Consider the following 15,351-nt stretch of genomic DNA (forward strand, 5'->3'; position numbering starts at 1 on the left):
CTTCTCAGGGTCCGCTGCGCGGGATTCAGTGCAGGCTGACGATGAAGTCGGTGACCATGTCGAACGGCGGCATGCCGCGCGGCAGCGAGACGTAGACCACCTTCAGGAACAGCACGCTCAGCACCGCCGTGCCGATGAAGGCGGATATCCAGATCATGGTGTGCCGGCGGAACCGGCCGAGATACATGAAGCCCGCGAGGAAGAAGAAGGTGGCGAGCGGGAAGCCGATGATGCCGAGCGACAGCGCATAGGTGCCGCACATGGCCATCCCGCCCAGCAGCAGGGGCAGGCTGCGGTCCTCCAGCTCGTCGGCGTCGGCCAGGGGCTCGGCGGCCTCGAGCTGGTCGGCGATGCCATGCGCCTCCCGGTGGTTGGGCGAGACGATCGCCCGCACCAGCTCGACCAGGGCGACGATACCCATCAGGCCGATGGCGACCTTGGGCCAGAAGTCGGGACCGAGCTGGCCGGGACGCGCGGCGACCTCGATATGGTCCGCGAGGCGCCAGAGCACGACCGCGATGACCACAAGCAGAACATAGGGCAGTGCAGCCGAGACACGGCTCTTCATCGCGAGCGCGGTCATGCGACCCTCCTCGACGCGGATTTGGGATGGAGCTTTGGAATCCCCCGAGGGGCTGGGCGTCCCGGCCGGCGCGGCCGGGACGCGGCCGCGCTCAGGAGGGCTTCGCGAGCGCCTTCATCTCGGCGAGCTGCTGGGTCAGAAAGGCGGAAGACTGGCTCGCCGGCAGGTAGCTGTTGGGATCGGCGATCTGGTCCTTGAGGAACTTCTTGTATTCCGCGCTCGCCGCCACCTTGCCCATCACCTGGTCGAAGTCCGCCAGCGCCGCCGCCGGCGTGCCCGCGCGCAGCACCACCGCCCGGAACTGGGGCAGCGCCACCTGGTAGCCGAGCTCATAGGTGCACGGGATGTCCTTGAAGTCGGGGAAGCGCTCCTTGCCGAACACCAGCAGCGGCCGCATCTGCTTGCTGTTGAGGAAGCTGCCGACGTCGCCAGCCTGCTCGTAGAGCGCATCGGCATGGCCGCCGAGGATCGAGATGTAGCGCTCGCTCGGCTTGGAGAAGGGCACCTGCACCACCTTGATGCCCTTGCCGGCCAGATAGCTCAGCGAGAAGTCGTCGACGCTGTCGAAGCCCAGCGTCGCCACCTTGAGCTTGCTGGGATTGGCGCGGGCCTCCTTCTCGAAGTCGGCCCAGGTCTTGAACCGGCTGTCCTGGGCCACGAAGATGAAGGACGGGGCCTGGATCATCACCGCCGCGGGCGTGATGTCGGAGAGCTGCCAGCGCGGGTTGGGCCCGGCCAGGAGTGCGTGGGCGTCGGCGATGTAGATGGCCGCGGAATAGCCGTCCGCCGGGGCGGCGAGGAGCTTCGCCATGCCGGTGGCGCCGGTGCCGCCGGGTACGTTCACGACCGGCATGCCCTGGCCCAGCATCGGCTCGGCGAGCTTGCCGACCTGGCGGGCGAGCTGGTCCGCGCCGCCGCCCGGCCCCCAGGGCACGATCATCTCGATCGGCCGCGCCGGATACTTCGGATCGGCCGCGAGGGCGGCGCCGCAAAACGGCGCTCCCGCCGCAACACATGCGCCGCTGGCGTAGAGAAACTGGCGTCGTGAAAGATCCATCTGGCGTTCCTCCCACTCCGGATCTTTGCCATCCACAAGTTCACCTTGCGTGATGTTGCCCGGAATATTTATGCGCGACTGGCAGCGGCTGCGAATCTGCAGCCAGCTTCCTGACCGTAAGTCTGTAGGTGGTCGCAGGATTTGGCGTTATGCCTTGGCGTGACCCTGCGACCCGACGCGACAACGAGGTAGACGGAGGAACGGTACATCCGCCTCGCGATTAGCCGAAATCTATTGTGTTAATCCTCGGCATTCGCAATCCTTATGATCATGATCCCCGACCTCGACATCGCGCTGGTCCGTACCTTCCTCGCCATCGTGGATACGGGCGGCCTCACTTCGGCGGGGCGCGTGGTCGGGCGCACGCAGCCGGCCGTCACCCAGCAGATCAAGCGGCTGGAAGAGGCGCTGGGGCGTCCCCTGTTCGACCTCGATCGCCGGCATCTGAAGCTCACCTCGGAGGGCGAGGTGTTCCTCGAATATGCCCGCGCGATCATGCGCCTCAACGACGAGGCCCGGGCGCGCTTCGGCGCGCCGGACATTCGCGGCACCGTCACGCTCGGCGTGCCCGACCTCTACGCCGCCTATCTCCTGCCGCAGCTCCTGCGCCGGTTCGCGCGGGCGCATCCGCATGTGGAGATCGAGATGCGGTGCATGCGGAGCGTTCATCTGTACGAGGCGATGCTGCGCGATGAATTGGACCTCGTCATCGCCACGCTGCAGCCGGACCTGAAGACCGGCACGGTGGTGCGCCGGGAGCCGCTGACCTGGGTCGCGGGGCTTCACGACCGCCCGGAGGCGGAGGAGGTGGTGCCGCTCGCGGTGCTGCCGCCGGGCAGCGTCTACCGCCAGCGGGCGCTGGAGGCGCTGGGGCGGGCGGGGCGGCGATGGACCATCACCTCGTTCAGCGAAAGCCTTGCCGGGCTTCAGGCGGCGGTGTTCGCGGGCCTTGCGGTGTCGGTGTTTCCGCGCTGCGCCGTGCAGCCGGGGATGCGGTGCCCCGGCCCCGCGGACGGGCTGCCGGACCTGCCGGCGATCGAGCTGGTGCTGCACCGAAGGCCGATGGCGCTGAGCGCCGCCGCCGAGCATCTGGGCGACTTCGTCGAGCGCGAGCTGGCGCAGGTTTCCGCCTTTCATCCCACCGCCGACACAGGCGGAGCGGCCCGGCGCGCGCAGCGCGCGGGGGTGGGGCGCGCCTGAGGGAAAGGGCGGGACGACCAGCCCCTGATCCCGCCTGTTCCGACGCACGTCCCGCCTGGTCCAGTCCCGGCTGGTCCAGGCGGCGTAGGACGCCTCAGCCCGGCGGCGGCGGCGCCGTCTCCCCCGCCCCGACCCGGGCGGCGAAGCTGGAGAAGAACTGGTCGGAGAGCTTCTTCGCCGTCGCCTGGATCAGCCGCCCGCCCAGGGAGGCGAGCTTGCCGCCGATCTGGGCGTCGGCAACGTAAGCGAGCACCGTCGCGTCACCGTCCTCGGCGAGCGTCACCTTCGCCTCGCCCTTGGCGAAGCCGGCGATGCCGCCATTGCCCTGGCCGACGATGCGGCACGAGGCGGGCGGGTCGAGGTCGGAAAGCTCCACCGTGCCGGCGAAGGTGGCCGAGACCGGCCCCACCTTCAGCTGCACCTTGGCGGCGTAGGCGCCCTCCCCCGCCTGCTCCAGCTCCTTGCAGCCGGGGATGCAGGCGGCGAGCACCTGCGGGTCGAGCACCGCCCGCCAGACCACGTCGCGCGGGGCGGCGATGCGGTATTCGCCGGTGATCTCCATGGGATGCTCCTTCTTCTTGAGAGGGCACGCGCCGCGCTTCCGACGCCTGCGCCCCGCCGCAAGGCGTGGATGCCCGGGTCAAGCCCGGGCACGACGGCCGCGCCTGAGGACAAGCCTCGGGGGCTCACACCGCGCAGTAGCGGTCCTGGATGTCCTTGTCGGCGAGCAAGGCGGCGGCGCTCGATTCGTGCACCTTCTCGCCCTGGTCGATGATGATGGCGCGCCCCGCGAGCTTCAGCGCCCACTCCACGTTCTGCTCCACCAGCAGCAGCGTGGTGCCCTGGTCGCGCAGGGTCCGGAACAGGGCGCCCATCTCCTCCACCAGCACCGGCATGATGCCCTCGGAGGGCTCGTCCAGCAGCACCATCTTCGGCTTCGAGATGATGGCGCGGGCGATGGCGAGCATCTGCTGCTCGCCGCCGGACATGGTGGTGCCCTGCTGGTGGAGGCGCTCCTTCAGGCGGGGGAAGCTCTTGGCGATCTCGTCGATGGCGGCGCCCGCGTCGGCGCGGCCGGCGGCGACGAGGCCGAGCTCCAGGTTCTCGCGCACGGTCAGCCCGGGCACGATGCGCCGGTCCTCCGGCACGTAGCCGAGGCCGAGCCGGAAGCGGGCGTGGGCGCCGAGCGGCAGGAGGCTCGTGCCGTCGAACGCCACGCGGCCCTCGGCGCGCGGCATCAGGCCCATGATGGCGCGCAGCGTCGAGGTCTTGCCGGCGCCGTTGCGGCCGACCAGCGCGACGATCTCGCCCGCCTCCACGGCGAAGGAGAGGTCGTGCACCACATGGCTCGGGCCGTACCAGGCGTTGAGATTTTCGACCTCAAGCATAGCCATCGTTCTGCCCCAGATAGACGCGCCGGACCTCGGGGTCGGACTGCACCGCGGCCGGCGTGCCGTCGGCGATGAGCCGGCCGTGATGCAGCACCAGGATGCGGTCGGACAGGCCGAGGATCATCTTCATCTTGTGCTCGACCAGGAGGATGGTGCGCGCGGCGGCGAGCCGCTCGATCAGCGCCACCATCTCCTTGGTCTCCTCCGGGCCCATGCCGGCGGTGGGCTCGTCGAGCAGCAGCAATTCGGGATCGGCCACCAGGGCGATGGCGATCTCCAGCGCCCGCTGCTCGCCGTGGGCGAGGTCGCGCGCGCGCCGGCCGCGGCGGTGGGAGAGCCCCACCTGGGCCAGCGCCGCCTCGGCCTTTTCCGGCAGCTCGGCGTAGCTCTCGCGGTGGCGCAGGATGTCGTAGCGGGTGCGGAGCGCCTGCGCCGCGACGCGCACGTTCTCCGCCACCGACAGATGCGGGAACAGGTTGGTGATCTGGTAGGAGCGGGCGATGCCGAGATGGGCGAAGCGGTGCTGCTTCTGCCCCTTCAGCTCCTGCCCCTTGAAGCGGATCGATCCGGTGGAGGGGGCGAGCACGCCGGAGAGCACGTTGAAGAATGTGCTCTTGCCGGCGCCGTTGGGGCCGATCACCGCCGTCACCTTGTTGCGCTCGAACTCCGCCGTGATGCCGGCGAGGGCGACGAAGCCGCCGAACGAGCGGCCCACGTCCTTGACGCTCATGATGGCGGTCATCGCGACGCCCTCCCCTCGCGGCGCGCGAGCGCGATCAGGCTGCCCCAGATGCCCTTCGGCATGAACAGCACGAAGGCGATGAAGACGATGCCGACGATGAGCTGCCAGTGGGAGGTCCACAGCGAGGCCACGTCCTCGATCAGCAGGAACACCAGCGCGCCCACGAACGGCCCGAAGAAGGAGCCGGCGCCGCCCAGCATGGTCATCATGACGACGATGGAGGAGGTGTGCACGCTGAGCGCGTCGAGCGGCACGATGGACAGGTGCAGCGCCGAGAGCGTGCCGGCGAGCCCGCACACCGCGCCGGAGAGGATGAAGGCGAGCAGCTTGGTGCGCTCCACGTCGAAGCCGCAGGCGCGCGCCCGCGTCTCGTTCTCGCGCACCGCCTCGATGGCGGCGCCGAAGGGCGAGTTCAGCACCCGCGAGACGAACCACAAGGCGAGCGCCGCGAACACCATGAGGAAATAGTATTTCTGAAGCGGGTCCAGCAGGTTCACCGAAAAGCCGCCGGGCAGGCCCGCGCGCGCCACGGTGAAGCCGCGCAGGCCGTTCTCGCCGCCGGTCCAGCCCGAGGCCTGGAGCGCGAGGTAGTAGACCAGCTGGGCGAGCGCCAGCGTGACCATGCAGAAATAGATGCCGCGGGTGCGGATGGAGAGCGCGCCGATCACCGCCGACAGAAGGCTCGCCCCGACGACGCCGGTGAGCATGGCGGGGAACCAGCCGAAGCCGAAATGGACGATCGACATGCCGGTGAGATAGGCGCCGGCGCCGAAGAAGGCGGCATGGCCGAAGGAGAGCAGCCCGGTATAGCCGAACAGCAGGTTGAAGCCGACGGTGAACAGCCCGTAGATCAGCACGTTCACCGCCAGCGCCTGGGACGGCAGGACGAAGGGCAGCACGCACAGCACGGCGAGCGTGAACGGCACGCGCCATCGGTCGAGCGCGAGGCCGGCGGAGCGCGGGGCCCCGGCGGCGAGCGCGGGCGCCGCGAGATCGGTGGTGGTCATGGTGGGGTCTCCGGACACGCGCCGCCTCCTCACGCGCCGACGCCGGGCCGGCCGAACAGGCCCTGCGGACGCACGAGGAGGATCAAGGCCATCAAGGCGAACATGACGATGGTCGCCATCTCGGGCGCGAACAGCGCGGTCATGCTCACGGCTATGCCGACCAGCAGGCCGGCCACCACCGCGCCGAGCAGCGAGCCCATGCCGCCGATCACGGTGACGACGAAGGCTTCCGCCAGCACCAGCGTGCCCATCTCGGGGCTGACGTTGCGCATGGGCGCGGCGAGCACGCCGCCGAGCGCGGTGAGGCCGACGCCGAGGCCGAACACCAGGAGCCACAGGCGCCCCACGTCAACGCCCAGCACCTTCATGATCAGCGGATCGCGCGCGCCGGCCCGCACGATGAGGCCGAAGCGGGTCTTCTCCAGCGCCACCCAGAGCAGGAGGAGGACGAGCGCCACCACGCCCACCACGAACAGGCGGTAGAGCGGGAAATATCCCACCCCGAGGTCGACCACGCCCTGGAGCGCCTCGGGGGCCGAGAACGGGATGCCGTCGGTGCCGAAGGTGATGCGCACGCTCTCCACCAGCACGTAGCCGAGGCCGAAGGTGAGCAGCAGCGGGTCGTCCGGCGAGCGGCCGTAGAGCGGGCGGATGAGGAAGCGCTCGATCGCCATGCCGAGCACGCCGATGGCGATCGGCGCGACGATCAGCGCCCACCAGAAGCTGCCGGTCTGCGCGGCGATCCAAAGGCCGGCATAGGCGCCCACCATGAACAGCGCGCCATGGGCGAAGTTCACGATGCCGAGCATGCCGAAGACGATGGTGAGGCCGAGGGCCACCATCACCAGGATCGCCCCGAGCGCGAGGCCCGAGAACAGCTGCATGAGGATGAGTTCGAGATCCATCGGGCTTCTTTCGGCGTGGGCGATGCACTCTCCCCTCTCCCCTTGCGGGGCGGGGCCTTGGCGCTCTCCCCTCTCCCCTTGCGGGAGAGGGGCCGGGGGCGAGGGGTCGCGCCGCCGCTCCGAAGCGCTGCGCGCCCCTCATCCGTCTCGCGGCTGCGCCGCGAGCCACCTTCTCCCGCAAGGGGAGAAGGGATTGCCTCACGCCCCCTGCGGAAGCGCCGGCAATCTGGCGCGCTCTCCCCTCAGGTGGGGAAGCCCAGCTCCGCGCAGGTGCGCAGCATCAGCTCCGAGCCGGGCTCGTTGGCGACGATGTCGAACAGGTCCACCGGGCTCGTCATCGCCGCCTTGGCCTTGGACTTCAGCACCAGCACCGACTGCACCGACTGGTGGTCGCAGGCGCGGTAGTATTGCGGGCCCTTGGCCACGTCGTACTTGAGGCTCGCCAGCGCATCGACCACCTTCTCGGTGTCGGTGCCGCCGGCCTTCTCCATGGCCAGCAGCAGCGACGAGACGCCGGTGAAGCCATAGGCGCCGTAGTCGGTGGGCACGGCGCCGTCATAGACGGCCTTATAGGCGTCGTTGAAGCGCTTGGCGCTGGGCAGGGTGGATTCCAGCTGCCAGTAGTAGTTGGCGCCGCCGATCACGCCCTCGAACACCTCGGGCGCCACCGCGATGCGCTGGTTGTGAAGCAGCACCGGGACCACGATCTGCATCTGCTTGTTCATGCCGAAATCGTTGGCCTGCTTGATGGCGTTGGCCTGGTCGCGGCCGAAGTTGCAGATCGCCAGGATGTCCGGCTTCATGGCGCGCAGGCGCGGCATGAGAGTGGAGTAATCGGGCGTGCCGAGCGGGTGCAGGATCTCTCCCACCACCTCGGCGCCGAGCTCGCCCGCCGCGCGCTTGAAGCCGCGCAGCATCTCGTGGCCGTAGGCATAGTCCGCCACCAGGAAGGCGACCTTCGATCCCTTCTTGAAGGTCACGCGCGCCACCGCGGCGGTGGTCATGTGCGGGTTGAGCGCCTCGTGGAAGGTGTAGCGCGAGAAGTCCTTCACCTCGTTGATGGTGTCGGACTGGCTGATGGAGACGTAGATCACCTTGCGGGCGCGCGTCACCTCGTTCACCGCCAGCTGCACCGCGCTGGACAGGGCGCCGACCACGGCGTGCACCTTGTCCTTCTCGATCAGCTCGAGGGTTCGGGTCGCCGCCTCGCCGGCGTTCAGCTTGTCGTCGCGCACCAGAAGCTCGACCTTGCGGCCGGCGATGCCGCCTTTGTCGTTGGCGAGCTTCACCGCCAGCTCGGCGCTCTTCACCTGGTCCTTCGCCTCGGCGCCGAACGGGCCGGTGAGCGGGGTGGGGAAGCCGATGCGGATGGTGTCCGCCTGGGCGCGGACGATGGCGGGCGCGGCGAGAAGGCCGACGCCGGCGCCCATGCCGGCGAGCACGGCACGGCGGGATACGCTCGATAAGGGATGCTCGAAGGGTCCTGTCATGTCATCCTCCCGAGTGGCTTTTATGGTTCTGGTCAAAAGGCCCCGAGCGCCTTCAGGATGCGCGCGGGGGTCATGGGGATCTGGGTCAGCACCGCGCCGAGCGGCGCCAGCGCGTCGTTCACGGCGTTGAGGGCGGCGGCGGCGGAGGCGGCGGTGCCCGCCTCGCCGCAGCCCTTGGCGCCGAGCTCCGTGTCGAGGGTCGGCGTCTCCATGTGGGCGATGACGATGTCCGGCATCTCGCACGCCATGGGCACCAGATAGTCGGCGAGCGAGCCGTTCACGAGCTGACCGTTCCCGTCGTAGCGGCATTCCTCGAAGAAGGCGGCGCCGAGGCCCTGCACCACGCCGCCGCGCACCTGCTCCTCCACCAGAAGCGGGTTGATGACGCGGCCGCAATCCTCCACCACGAAGTGCTTGAGGATCTTCACGAGGCCGGTCTCGGCATCCACCTCCACATGGCAGCCGTGGACGCCGTTGGTGAAGGCGAAGGGATAGCCCGAGGGCGCGTAGTGATGCGCCACGGTGAGCTGGGCGTCGGTGCCCGGCGGCAGCGTGTCGGAGCGGAAGAAGGCGATGCGCGCCACCTCGGCGAGGGAGAGCCGCGCCGCGCCGCCGGCCGCCTCCACCACCTGGCCGTCCACGAGGTCGAGGTCGCCGGGCCGGGCCTGGAGGATGGCGGCGGCCACCTTCAGCACGTTGGCCTTCAGTTTCTTCGCCGCCTGGAGCGCGGTCTCGCCGCCGATGCCGGCGCCGCGGCAGGCCCAGGTGGCGCCGCCGTGGGGCGTCGTCTCGGTGTCGCCGGTGATGACGCGTACCACCTCCTGCGGCACGCCGAGATAGTCGGCGACGATCTGGCCGATGATCGCCTCCGTGCCCTGCCCCTGCTCGGTGACGGAGATGGTGCAGCGTACCTCGCCGGAGGGCGTCACCGCGATCACCGCCCCGTCCTGCGCCGAGATGCGGGCGCCGCCGACGCCGTAGAAGGCCGGCGTCGGGTTGGTGATCTCCACGAACGCGGCGATGCCGATGCCGCGGTGGACGCCGCGCGCGCGCGCCGCCGCCTGATCGGCGCGCAGGCGGTCATGGTCCATGAGCGCCTTCAGCCTGGCGAGGCAGGCCTCGTGCGAGAGCTTCTCGAACCGGTAGCCGGTCGCGGAGGCGCAGGGATAGGCGTCGTCCGGGATCAGGTTGCGGGCGCGGATGTCGAACGGGTCGAGGCCGAGGCGCGCGGCCGCCCGGTCCATCAGGTGCTCGGTGACGGCGCAGGCGATGGGGTGGCCCACCGCGCGGTACTGGCTGGTCTGGGTCTTGTTCTGGAACACCACCCTCAGGTCGCCGCGATAGGCCTCCAGCCGGTAGGGCGCGCCGATCAGGCGGATCACCTGGTTGCCCTCCACCGCGCTGGTGCGGGGATAGGTGGAGAACGGGCCGATGGCGGTCTCGTCCTCGGCGGCGATGGCGAGCAGGCGCCCGTCCGCATCGAGCGCCGCCTTGGCGCGCACCCGGTGGTCGCGGGCGTGGATGTCGGAGACGAACGCCTCCAGGCGGTCGGCCACGTACTTCACCGGCCGGCCCGCCAGCATGGCGAGGCCGATGACCGCCATGTCCTCGTGATAGACGTGGAGCTTGATGCCGAACGAGCCGCCCACGTCCGGCGCCACCACCCGCACGCGGGCCTCGGGCAGGCCGTAATGGCGGGCATAGAGGTCCTGGAACTGGAACGGCGTCTGGGTGGCGTGGTGCACCGTGAGGCGGTTTTCGCTGGCGTCGTAGTCGGCGATCAGCGCCCGCGGCTCCAGGGTCACGCCGGTGTGGCGGCCGAAGGCCATGTCCACCTCCACCACGTGGGCGGCGGCGGCGAAGATCTCGTCCACCTCGCCCGTCTCCACCACGCTGCGGAAGCACAGGTTGTCGGCGAATTCCGGGACGATGCGGGGCGCGTCGGGGGCGAGCGCCGCGTCGAGGTCGGCCAGCACCGGCAGCTCCTCGTATTCGACCTCCACCAGCTCGGCGGCGTCCTCGGCGGCGGCGCGGCTCTCGGCCACCACCGCCACCACCGCCTGCCCGCTCCAGGTGACGCGCTCCAGCGGCAGCGGCAGCTGCGGGGCGGACTTCATGCCCTTGAAATGGTCGAGCGTGCCGACCCACGGCGTGCAGAGCTTCGCCAGGTCCGCGCCCGTCGCCACCAGCGCCACGCCGGGCATGGCGCGCGCCGCCGCCACGTCGATGCGGACGATGCGGGCATGGGCGAAGGGCGAGCGCACGAAGGCCGCGTGCAGCATGCGCGGCAGCTTCAGGTCGGTCACATAGGCGCCGCGCCCGGCCAGCAGCCGCTTGGCGTTCGGACGCGGCAGGGGCGCGCCCACATGGGGGCCCACATGGGGGCCCACATGCCGGCCCGCCTCGGCGCGCGAGGGCGCGCCGCCCAAGCGGTCGGGCCGGTCGAAGGCGGTGGGAGCGTTCATCGCGCGCCCTCCGCATCGGCGGACTCCGCCGCCGCCTGCCGGGCCGCCGCCTCGATGGCGTCGACGATCGCCTCGTAGCCGGTGCAGCGGCAGTAATTGCCGGAAATGGCGTCGCGAATCTCCTCGCGCTCCGGCACGCCGCCGCGCTCCAGGAGCGCGAACGCGTTCACCAGCATGCCGGGGGTGCAGAAGCCGCACTGGAGCGCATTGCGCTCATGGAACGCCGCCTGGAGCCGCGCCAGCGCGCCGCGCGCGACGAGGCCCTCCACGGTCTCCACCTTCTGCCCCTCCGCCTGCACCGCGAACACGAGGCAGGAATGCACCGGCACGCCGTCGAGCAGCACCAGGCAGGCGCCGCAGGCGCCCATCTCGCAGCCCACGTGGGTGGCGGTCAGCTCCAGCTCGGCACGCAGGAAATCGGCGAGCGTGGTGCGCGGCGCCACCATGCGGGCGACCGGCGCGCCGTTGACGGCGAGGGTGAGCGGGACGAGGTCGGATGCCAGCATGTTCATGCGCCCGCCTCCAGCTTGCGGATCAGCCGCCCCAGCAGCACGCGGGCGAGGTGGCGCCGCATGGCGGCGGGGATCTCGGTGTCGTCCATGGGATCGATGTCGGCATCGAGCGCCCGCTGGGCCTCGGCGATCACGGCGGCATCGGCCGCGCGCCCCTCCAGCGCCGCCTCGGCGCCCCTGGCGCGCACCGGCGTCGGCCCGACCGAGAACAGGGCGATGCGGACCGCGCGCAGGACATCGCCGTCGCGCTGGGCCATCGCCCCGCCGCCCACCATGGCGTAGTCGCCCCGGCGCCGCGCCATCTCGTCGAAGGCCCAGCACTGGCGCGGCCCGGCGGCGGGCACATGGAGCGCCACCAGGATTTCGCCGGGGGCGATGGCGGTCTGGTAGAGGTCGAGGAAGTATTCGTCGGCCGGAACGCGCCGCAGGCCGTCGTCGCCGGAAATCTCCATCTCCGCGTTCATGGCCAGCATCATGGCCGGGAACTCGGAGGCGGGATCGGCGAGCGCGACGCTGCCGCCGAGCGTGCCGCGATTGCGGATCGCCGGGTGGGCCACGAACGGGGCGGCGGCGGCCAGCAGCGGCGCATGGCGGCGGATGAGGGGATCGGCGAGGGCGTCGGCGTGGCGGGTGAGCGCGCCGATGCGCAGCACGTCGCCGTCCAGGCGGACGCCGCGCAGGTCGTCGACGCCGGCGAGGTCCACCAGCACCTGCGGCGCCTGGAGGCGCATGGCGAGCGCGGGAGCGAGGCTCTGGCCGCCGGAAATGAAGCTGGCGTCGCCCTCCGCCGCCGCGAATGCGGCGTGGGCCTCCTCCAGCGTGCGCGGACGCACATATGCGAAAGCGCGAGCCTTCACGGCGCTTCTCCCAGAACCCGCAGCCTATTTGTGACCACTTGGTCACAACATGGCGCCGCCGCCCCGGCCTTGTCAACCGGATTTGCGGGACATCTGCGGAAAAGCTTGCTGCGGTGCGCAAGGGGCTTGTTTCTACGGAAGAAGAATATCGTTATATTCAATTGGGTATAACGTTTTTCATGACCAAATCTTGCGGCTGCTCCCGCCTGTTCCCGGCCCGGCGTCCTCACCCACCCCGCTCTCTCCCGCAAGGGGAGAGGGGGCGCGAACGGACGGGGCGGCGCCCGGTTTCCCTGCCCGCCTGAACCCGCCTGAAAACGCGCCGCGACGCCTCTTCCCCCGCCGCGCGAAGGGCCGCCCCCTTGGTCCGGGCGCCGGGTTGCGCTATCGCAGGGCGTGGCGCGGCGCGCCCCTGGTGCGGTTCAACGACGAGAGACGCGGTGAAGCCATTGCCCGAGAAGCCCGCCCGGTCCGGCGCCGCGCGTCCGCCCCGGCGCCACATGCGCGCCGCCGACCGCGAGCAGGCCATCATCGAGGAGGCGGTGCGCTTCTTCGCCGAGCGCGGCTTCGAGGGGCAGACGCGCGAGCTGGCGAAGCGCATGGGCATCACCCACTCGGCCATCTACCGCTACATCCCGAGCAAGGAAGCCCTCATCGAGCGGGTCTACGAGCACGTCTATCTCAGCCGCTGGCAGGCGAGCTGGGCGCCGCTCGTCACCGACCGCGCGCGCCCGCTGGAGGCGCGGCTCACCCAGTTCTACCTCGAATATGTGGAGCGGGTGTTCGACTATCATTGGGTCCGCATCTTCGCCTTCTCGGGGCTGAAGTCGTTCGACATCACCAGCCGCTACCTCGCCATCGTGCGCGACCAGATCATCCTGCCCGCCTGCGCCGAGCTGCGCGCCGAGCTGAAGCTGCCGCCTCCGCAGGAGGTGCCGGTCGGGGAGCGCGAGGCAGAGCTGTTCTGGGGCCTGCACGGGCGCATCTTCTACCTCGCCATCCGCCGCTACGTGTACGGCACGCAGACGCCGGAAGATCTCGCCCCGATCGTGCGCGACGCGGTGCGCGCCTTCCGCGCCGGCGTCGCGCCGGTGATCGAGGACATCCTGCGCGAGGCCCAGCGCTGAGGCGCGCCGCATCCGGGCGCGCGCGCCAGCCGGGGTTCATTCGAACGTCACGGAACTGACGCTCCAGCTTCAACGAGCCCGCCTACGGTCGCGCCAATGTTCGAACGAACATCGCGACGGACGGGAATGAACATCACACCGCGCCAGCACGGCATCGTCGACCTCGCCCGGAACGGCGGCTTCCTCAGCATCGAGATGCTGGCCGAGCATTTCGCGGTGACCCCGCAGACCATAAGGCGCGACATCAACACCCTGTGCGACGCCAACCTGCTGCGCCGGCGCCGGGGCGGGGCGGAATATGTGGAGGCGCCGCGCGTCAACCTGCCCTACGACTCGCGCCGCATCATCCACCCGCTCGCCAAGCAGGCCATCGGCGCGCTGGTGGCGGGGATGATCCCGAACGGCGCCTCGGTCTCATTCGGCATCGGCACCACGCCCGAGTTCGTCGCCCTCGCCATGCAGGGGCACGCCGACCTCACCGTCGTCACCAACAATCTCAACGTCGCCATGGCGCTCAGCGTCGCGCGCTCGAACCGCATCATCCTGCCGGGCGGCGCCGTGCGGCTGCCGGACCGCGACATGCTCGGCCCGCACGTGGAGGAGATGTTCGGCGACTACCGCGTCGACGTGTGCGTGTTCGGCGTCGGCGGCATCGAGCCGGACGGCACGCTGGTGGACTTCGACCGCGCCGAGGTGCTGGTGCGCGCCGCCATGCTCGGCAGTTGCCGCCGCTCGATCCTGGTGGCGGACGTGAGCAAGCTCGGCCGGCCGGCGCCCGCGCGCGGCGGCCGGCTCGCCGACATCGACCTCGTGGCGCTGGACGCGCCGCCGCCGCCCGAGTTCGCGCCGTTGTTTGCCGCCGAGGATGGCGGCCGGCGCCTGCGCGTCGCCACGGGGGTCCTCGGATGAGCGCGCCCGGCCCCGCCTTCGTGCGCCTCGACGGCGTGACGCGCCGCTTCCCCGGTGGCGGCGGCGTGGAGGATATCTCCATCGCCATCCCGCGCGGCGGCTTCACCGTGATGCTCGGGCCGTCCGGCTGCGGCAAGTCCACCACCCTGCGCCTCATCGCCGGCCTGGAGACGCCCGACCGCGGCCGGGTCGAGATCGGCGGGCGCGACGTGACCGCCCTTCCCCCCTCGGCGCGGGGCCTGTCGGTGGTGTTCCAGTCCTATGCGCTGTTCCCGCACCTGTCGGTGGAGGAGAACATCGTCTTCGGCCTCAAGGTGCGCCGGGTGCCGAGGGCCGAGCGGGCGCTGAAGCTGAAGGAGGCGCTCACCCTCACCGGGCTGGAGGGCCTCGGCGCGCGCAAGCCGGCCCAGCTCTCCGGCGGCCAGCGCCAGCGCGTGGCCCTCGCCCGCGCCATCGTCGCCGACCATCCGCTCTGCCTGATGGACGAGCCGCTCTCCAACCTCGACGCCAAGCTGCGCCACGCGGTGCGCCAGGACATCCGCGCGCTGCAGCGCCGGCTGGGCATGACGGTGATCTACGTCACCCACGACCAGACCGAGGCCATGGGCATGGCCGACCAGGTGATCCTCATGCGCGAGGGGCGCATCGAGCAGCAGGGCGCGCCCGCCGATCTCTACGAGGCGCCGACGACCGCCTTCGCCGCCGGCTTCGTCGGCACCCCGCCCATGACGCTGATCCCGGCGACCTCGCTCCCGGCGGCGCTGGTGCCGGCCGGCCATGCGCCGGCGCGCCTCATGGCCGGCGTGCGCGCGGAGGCGCTGCGGCTGGCGCCGCCCGACGCCGGCCTCCTGCCGGCGGCGGTGGAGGCGAGCGAGTTCCTGGGCGCGGAGACCTTCGCCTATCTGCGGCTCGCCGACGGCGCGCAGGTCGTCGCCCGCCTGCCGGGCCGGAACGAGCCCGCGCCCGGCACCGCCGTCTCGCTCGCCTGGGACCCCGCCGCCACCCATTGGTTCGATCGCGACGGCGGCCGGCGCGTCCCGGCCGAGCCCTGCCCCGACCTGCCGGCGACGGCCGCCGGCCCCATCGCCCGCGCGGCGGTGTGAGCC

The 15,351-nt window shown here is 71.0% G+C and carries 15 protein-coding genes; 4 read left to right on the forward strand and 11 right to left on the reverse strand.

Annotated features, from left to right (window positions below; all coding sequences use genetic code 11):
- Window positions 1-25: 25 nt before the first annotated feature.
- Together V5F67_RS17925 and V5F67_RS17930 are read right to left on the reverse strand one after the other, a co-directional pair.
- The gene (locus V5F67_RS17925) at window positions 26-583 is read right to left on the reverse strand and encodes a tripartite tricarboxylate transporter TctB family protein (RefSeq protein ID WP_394021603.1); all 558 of its coding nucleotides are present in this window, start codon (window positions 581-583) and stop codon (window positions 26-28) included.
- Window positions 584-674: 91 nt separating this feature from the next.
- Window positions 675-1,640: a tripartite tricarboxylate transporter substrate binding protein gene (locus tag V5F67_RS17930; protein ID WP_394021602.1), complete on the reverse strand. Its 966-nt coding sequence runs from the start codon at window positions 1,638-1,640 to the stop codon at window positions 675-677.
- Window positions 1,641-1,904: 264 nt separating this feature from the next.
- Between V5F67_RS17930 and V5F67_RS17935 the strand changes: the two genes are divergently transcribed.
- On the forward strand, window positions 1,905-2,840 hold the full coding sequence (locus V5F67_RS17935) for a LysR substrate-binding domain-containing protein (RefSeq protein WP_394021601.1): 936 nt from the start codon (window positions 1,905-1,907) through the stop codon (window positions 2,838-2,840).
- Window positions 2,841-2,934: 94 nt separating this feature from the next.
- On the opposite strand, the gene V5F67_RS17940 is transcribed toward V5F67_RS17935, so the two are convergent.
- From V5F67_RS17940 to V5F67_RS17980, 9 genes are all read right to left on the reverse strand, one after another.
- A complete protein-coding gene (locus V5F67_RS17940) occupies window positions 2,935-3,402 on the reverse strand; it encodes an SRPBCC family protein (RefSeq protein WP_394021600.1) in 468 nt (155 codons plus the stop codon).
- A gap of 124 nt (window positions 3,403-3,526) precedes the next feature.
- Entirely contained in the window at window positions 3,527-4,228 is a 702-nt protein-coding gene (locus V5F67_RS17945; protein WP_394021599.1) for an ABC transporter ATP-binding protein, read from the reverse strand.
- Entirely contained in the window at window positions 4,221-4,973 is a 753-nt protein-coding gene (locus V5F67_RS17950; RefSeq protein ID WP_394021598.1) for an ABC transporter ATP-binding protein, read from the reverse strand. Before V5F67_RS17950 ends, V5F67_RS17945 begins: the two co-directional genes overlap by 8 nt.
- The gene (locus V5F67_RS17955; protein WP_394021700.1) at window positions 4,970-5,980 is read right to left on the reverse strand and encodes a branched-chain amino acid ABC transporter permease; all 1,011 of its coding nucleotides are present in this window, start codon (window positions 5,978-5,980) and stop codon (window positions 4,970-4,972) included. The genes V5F67_RS17950 and V5F67_RS17955 overlap by 4 nt, the downstream gene beginning before the upstream one ends.
- A gap of 29 nt (window positions 5,981-6,009) precedes the next feature.
- Window positions 6,010-6,885 carry a branched-chain amino acid ABC transporter permease gene (locus V5F67_RS17960; RefSeq protein WP_394021597.1) on the reverse strand — a complete coding sequence of 292 codons (876 nt, stop codon included), beginning with the start codon at window positions 6,883-6,885 and terminating at the stop codon, window positions 6,010-6,012.
- Window positions 6,886-7,127: 242 nt separating this feature from the next.
- Window positions 7,128-8,375: an ABC transporter substrate-binding protein gene (locus tag V5F67_RS17965; protein WP_394021596.1), complete on the reverse strand. Its 1,248-nt coding sequence runs from the start codon at window positions 8,373-8,375 to the stop codon at window positions 7,128-7,130.
- 32 nt (window positions 8,376-8,407) lie between these two features.
- The gene (locus tag V5F67_RS17970) at window positions 8,408-10,840 is read right to left on the reverse strand and encodes a xanthine dehydrogenase family protein molybdopterin-binding subunit (RefSeq protein WP_394021595.1); all 2,433 of its coding nucleotides are present in this window, start codon (window positions 10,838-10,840) and stop codon (window positions 8,408-8,410) included.
- Window positions 10,837-11,352 (reverse strand): (2Fe-2S)-binding protein, encoded by a 516-nt coding sequence (locus tag V5F67_RS17975; protein WP_394021594.1) that lies wholly within the window; start codon window positions 11,350-11,352, stop codon window positions 10,837-10,839. Before V5F67_RS17975 ends, V5F67_RS17970 begins: the two co-directional genes overlap by 4 nt.
- Window positions 11,349-12,209, reverse strand: a complete 861-nt coding sequence (locus V5F67_RS17980; RefSeq protein WP_394021593.1) for an FAD binding domain-containing protein — start codon at window positions 12,207-12,209, stop codon at window positions 11,349-11,351. The genes V5F67_RS17975 and V5F67_RS17980 overlap by 4 nt, the downstream gene beginning before the upstream one ends.
- Before the next feature lie 500 nt (window positions 12,210-12,709).
- Here V5F67_RS17980 and V5F67_RS17985 point away from each other — a divergent pair, with 500 nt between their 5' ends.
- The 3 genes from V5F67_RS17985 to V5F67_RS17995 all read left to right on the forward strand — a co-directional run bounded on the left by V5F67_RS17985 (window position 12,710) and on the right by V5F67_RS17995 (window position 15,348).
- Window positions 12,710-13,336 (forward strand): TetR/AcrR family transcriptional regulator, encoded by a 627-nt coding sequence (locus V5F67_RS17985; protein WP_394021699.1) that lies wholly within the window; start codon window positions 12,710-12,712, stop codon window positions 13,334-13,336.
- A 126-nt stretch (window positions 13,337-13,462) separates the two neighbouring features.
- Window positions 13,463-14,245, forward strand: coding sequence for a DeoR/GlpR family DNA-binding transcription regulator (locus V5F67_RS17990; RefSeq protein ID WP_394021592.1), 783 nt, complete (start codon window positions 13,463-13,465; stop codon window positions 14,243-14,245).
- Window positions 14,242-15,348 (forward strand): ABC transporter ATP-binding protein, encoded by a 1,107-nt coding sequence (locus V5F67_RS17995; RefSeq protein ID WP_394021591.1) that lies wholly within the window; start codon window positions 14,242-14,244, stop codon window positions 15,346-15,348. The genes V5F67_RS17990 and V5F67_RS17995 overlap by 4 nt, the downstream gene beginning before the upstream one ends.
- Window positions 15,349-15,351 lie beyond the last annotated feature (3 nt).

Source organism: Xanthobacter pseudotagetidis (genome assembly GCF_043194795.2).
Lineage (GTDB): Bacteria > Pseudomonadota > Alphaproteobacteria > Rhizobiales > Xanthobacteraceae > Xanthobacter > Xanthobacter tagetidis_A.

Bases quoted from the DNA above. Each gene is read 5' to 3' on its own strand.
- V5F67_RS17995 (WP_394021591.1), top strand. From the start codon at position 14,242: ATGAGCGCGCCCGGCCCCGCCTTCGTGCGCCTCGACGGCGTGACGCGC.
- V5F67_RS17990 (WP_394021592.1), top strand. From the start codon at position 13,463: ATGAACATCACACCGCGCCAGCACGGCATCGTCGACCTCGCCCGGAAC.
- V5F67_RS17925 (WP_394021603.1), bottom strand. From the start codon at position 583: ATGACCGCGCTCGCGATGAAGAGCCGTGTCTCGGCTGCACTGCCCTAT.
- V5F67_RS17985 (WP_394021699.1), top strand. From the start codon at position 12,710: ATGCGCGCCGCCGACCGCGAGCAGGCCATCATCGAGGAGGCGGTGCGC.
- V5F67_RS17940 (WP_394021600.1), bottom strand. From the start codon at position 3,402: ATGGAGATCACCGGCGAATACCGCATCGCCGCCCCGCGCGACGTGGTC.
- V5F67_RS17955 (WP_394021700.1), bottom strand. From the start codon at position 5,980: ATGACCACCACCGATCTCGCGGCGCCCGCGCTCGCCGCCGGGGCCCCG.
- V5F67_RS17945 (WP_394021599.1), bottom strand. From the start codon at position 4,228: ATGCTTGAGGTCGAAAATCTCAACGCCTGGTACGGCCCGAGCCATGTG.
- V5F67_RS17935 (WP_394021601.1), top strand. From the start codon at position 1,905: ATGATCATGATCCCCGACCTCGACATCGCGCTGGTCCGTACCTTCCTC.
- V5F67_RS17975 (WP_394021594.1), bottom strand. From the start codon at position 11,352: ATGAACATGCTGGCATCCGACCTCGTCCCGCTCACCCTCGCCGTCAAC.
- V5F67_RS17960 (WP_394021597.1), bottom strand. From the start codon at position 6,885: ATGGATCTCGAACTCATCCTCATGCAGCTGTTCTCGGGCCTCGCGCTC.
- V5F67_RS17970 (WP_394021595.1), bottom strand. From the start codon at position 10,840: ATGAACGCTCCCACCGCCTTCGACCGGCCCGACCGCTTGGGCGGCGCG.
- V5F67_RS17950 (WP_394021598.1), bottom strand. From the start codon at position 4,973: ATGACCGCCATCATGAGCGTCAAGGACGTGGGCCGCTCGTTCGGCGGC.
- V5F67_RS17930 (WP_394021602.1), bottom strand. From the start codon at position 1,640: ATGGATCTTTCACGACGCCAGTTTCTCTACGCCAGCGGCGCATGTGTT.
- V5F67_RS17965 (WP_394021596.1), bottom strand. From the start codon at position 8,375: ATGACAGGACCCTTCGAGCATCCCTTATCGAGCGTATCCCGCCGTGCC.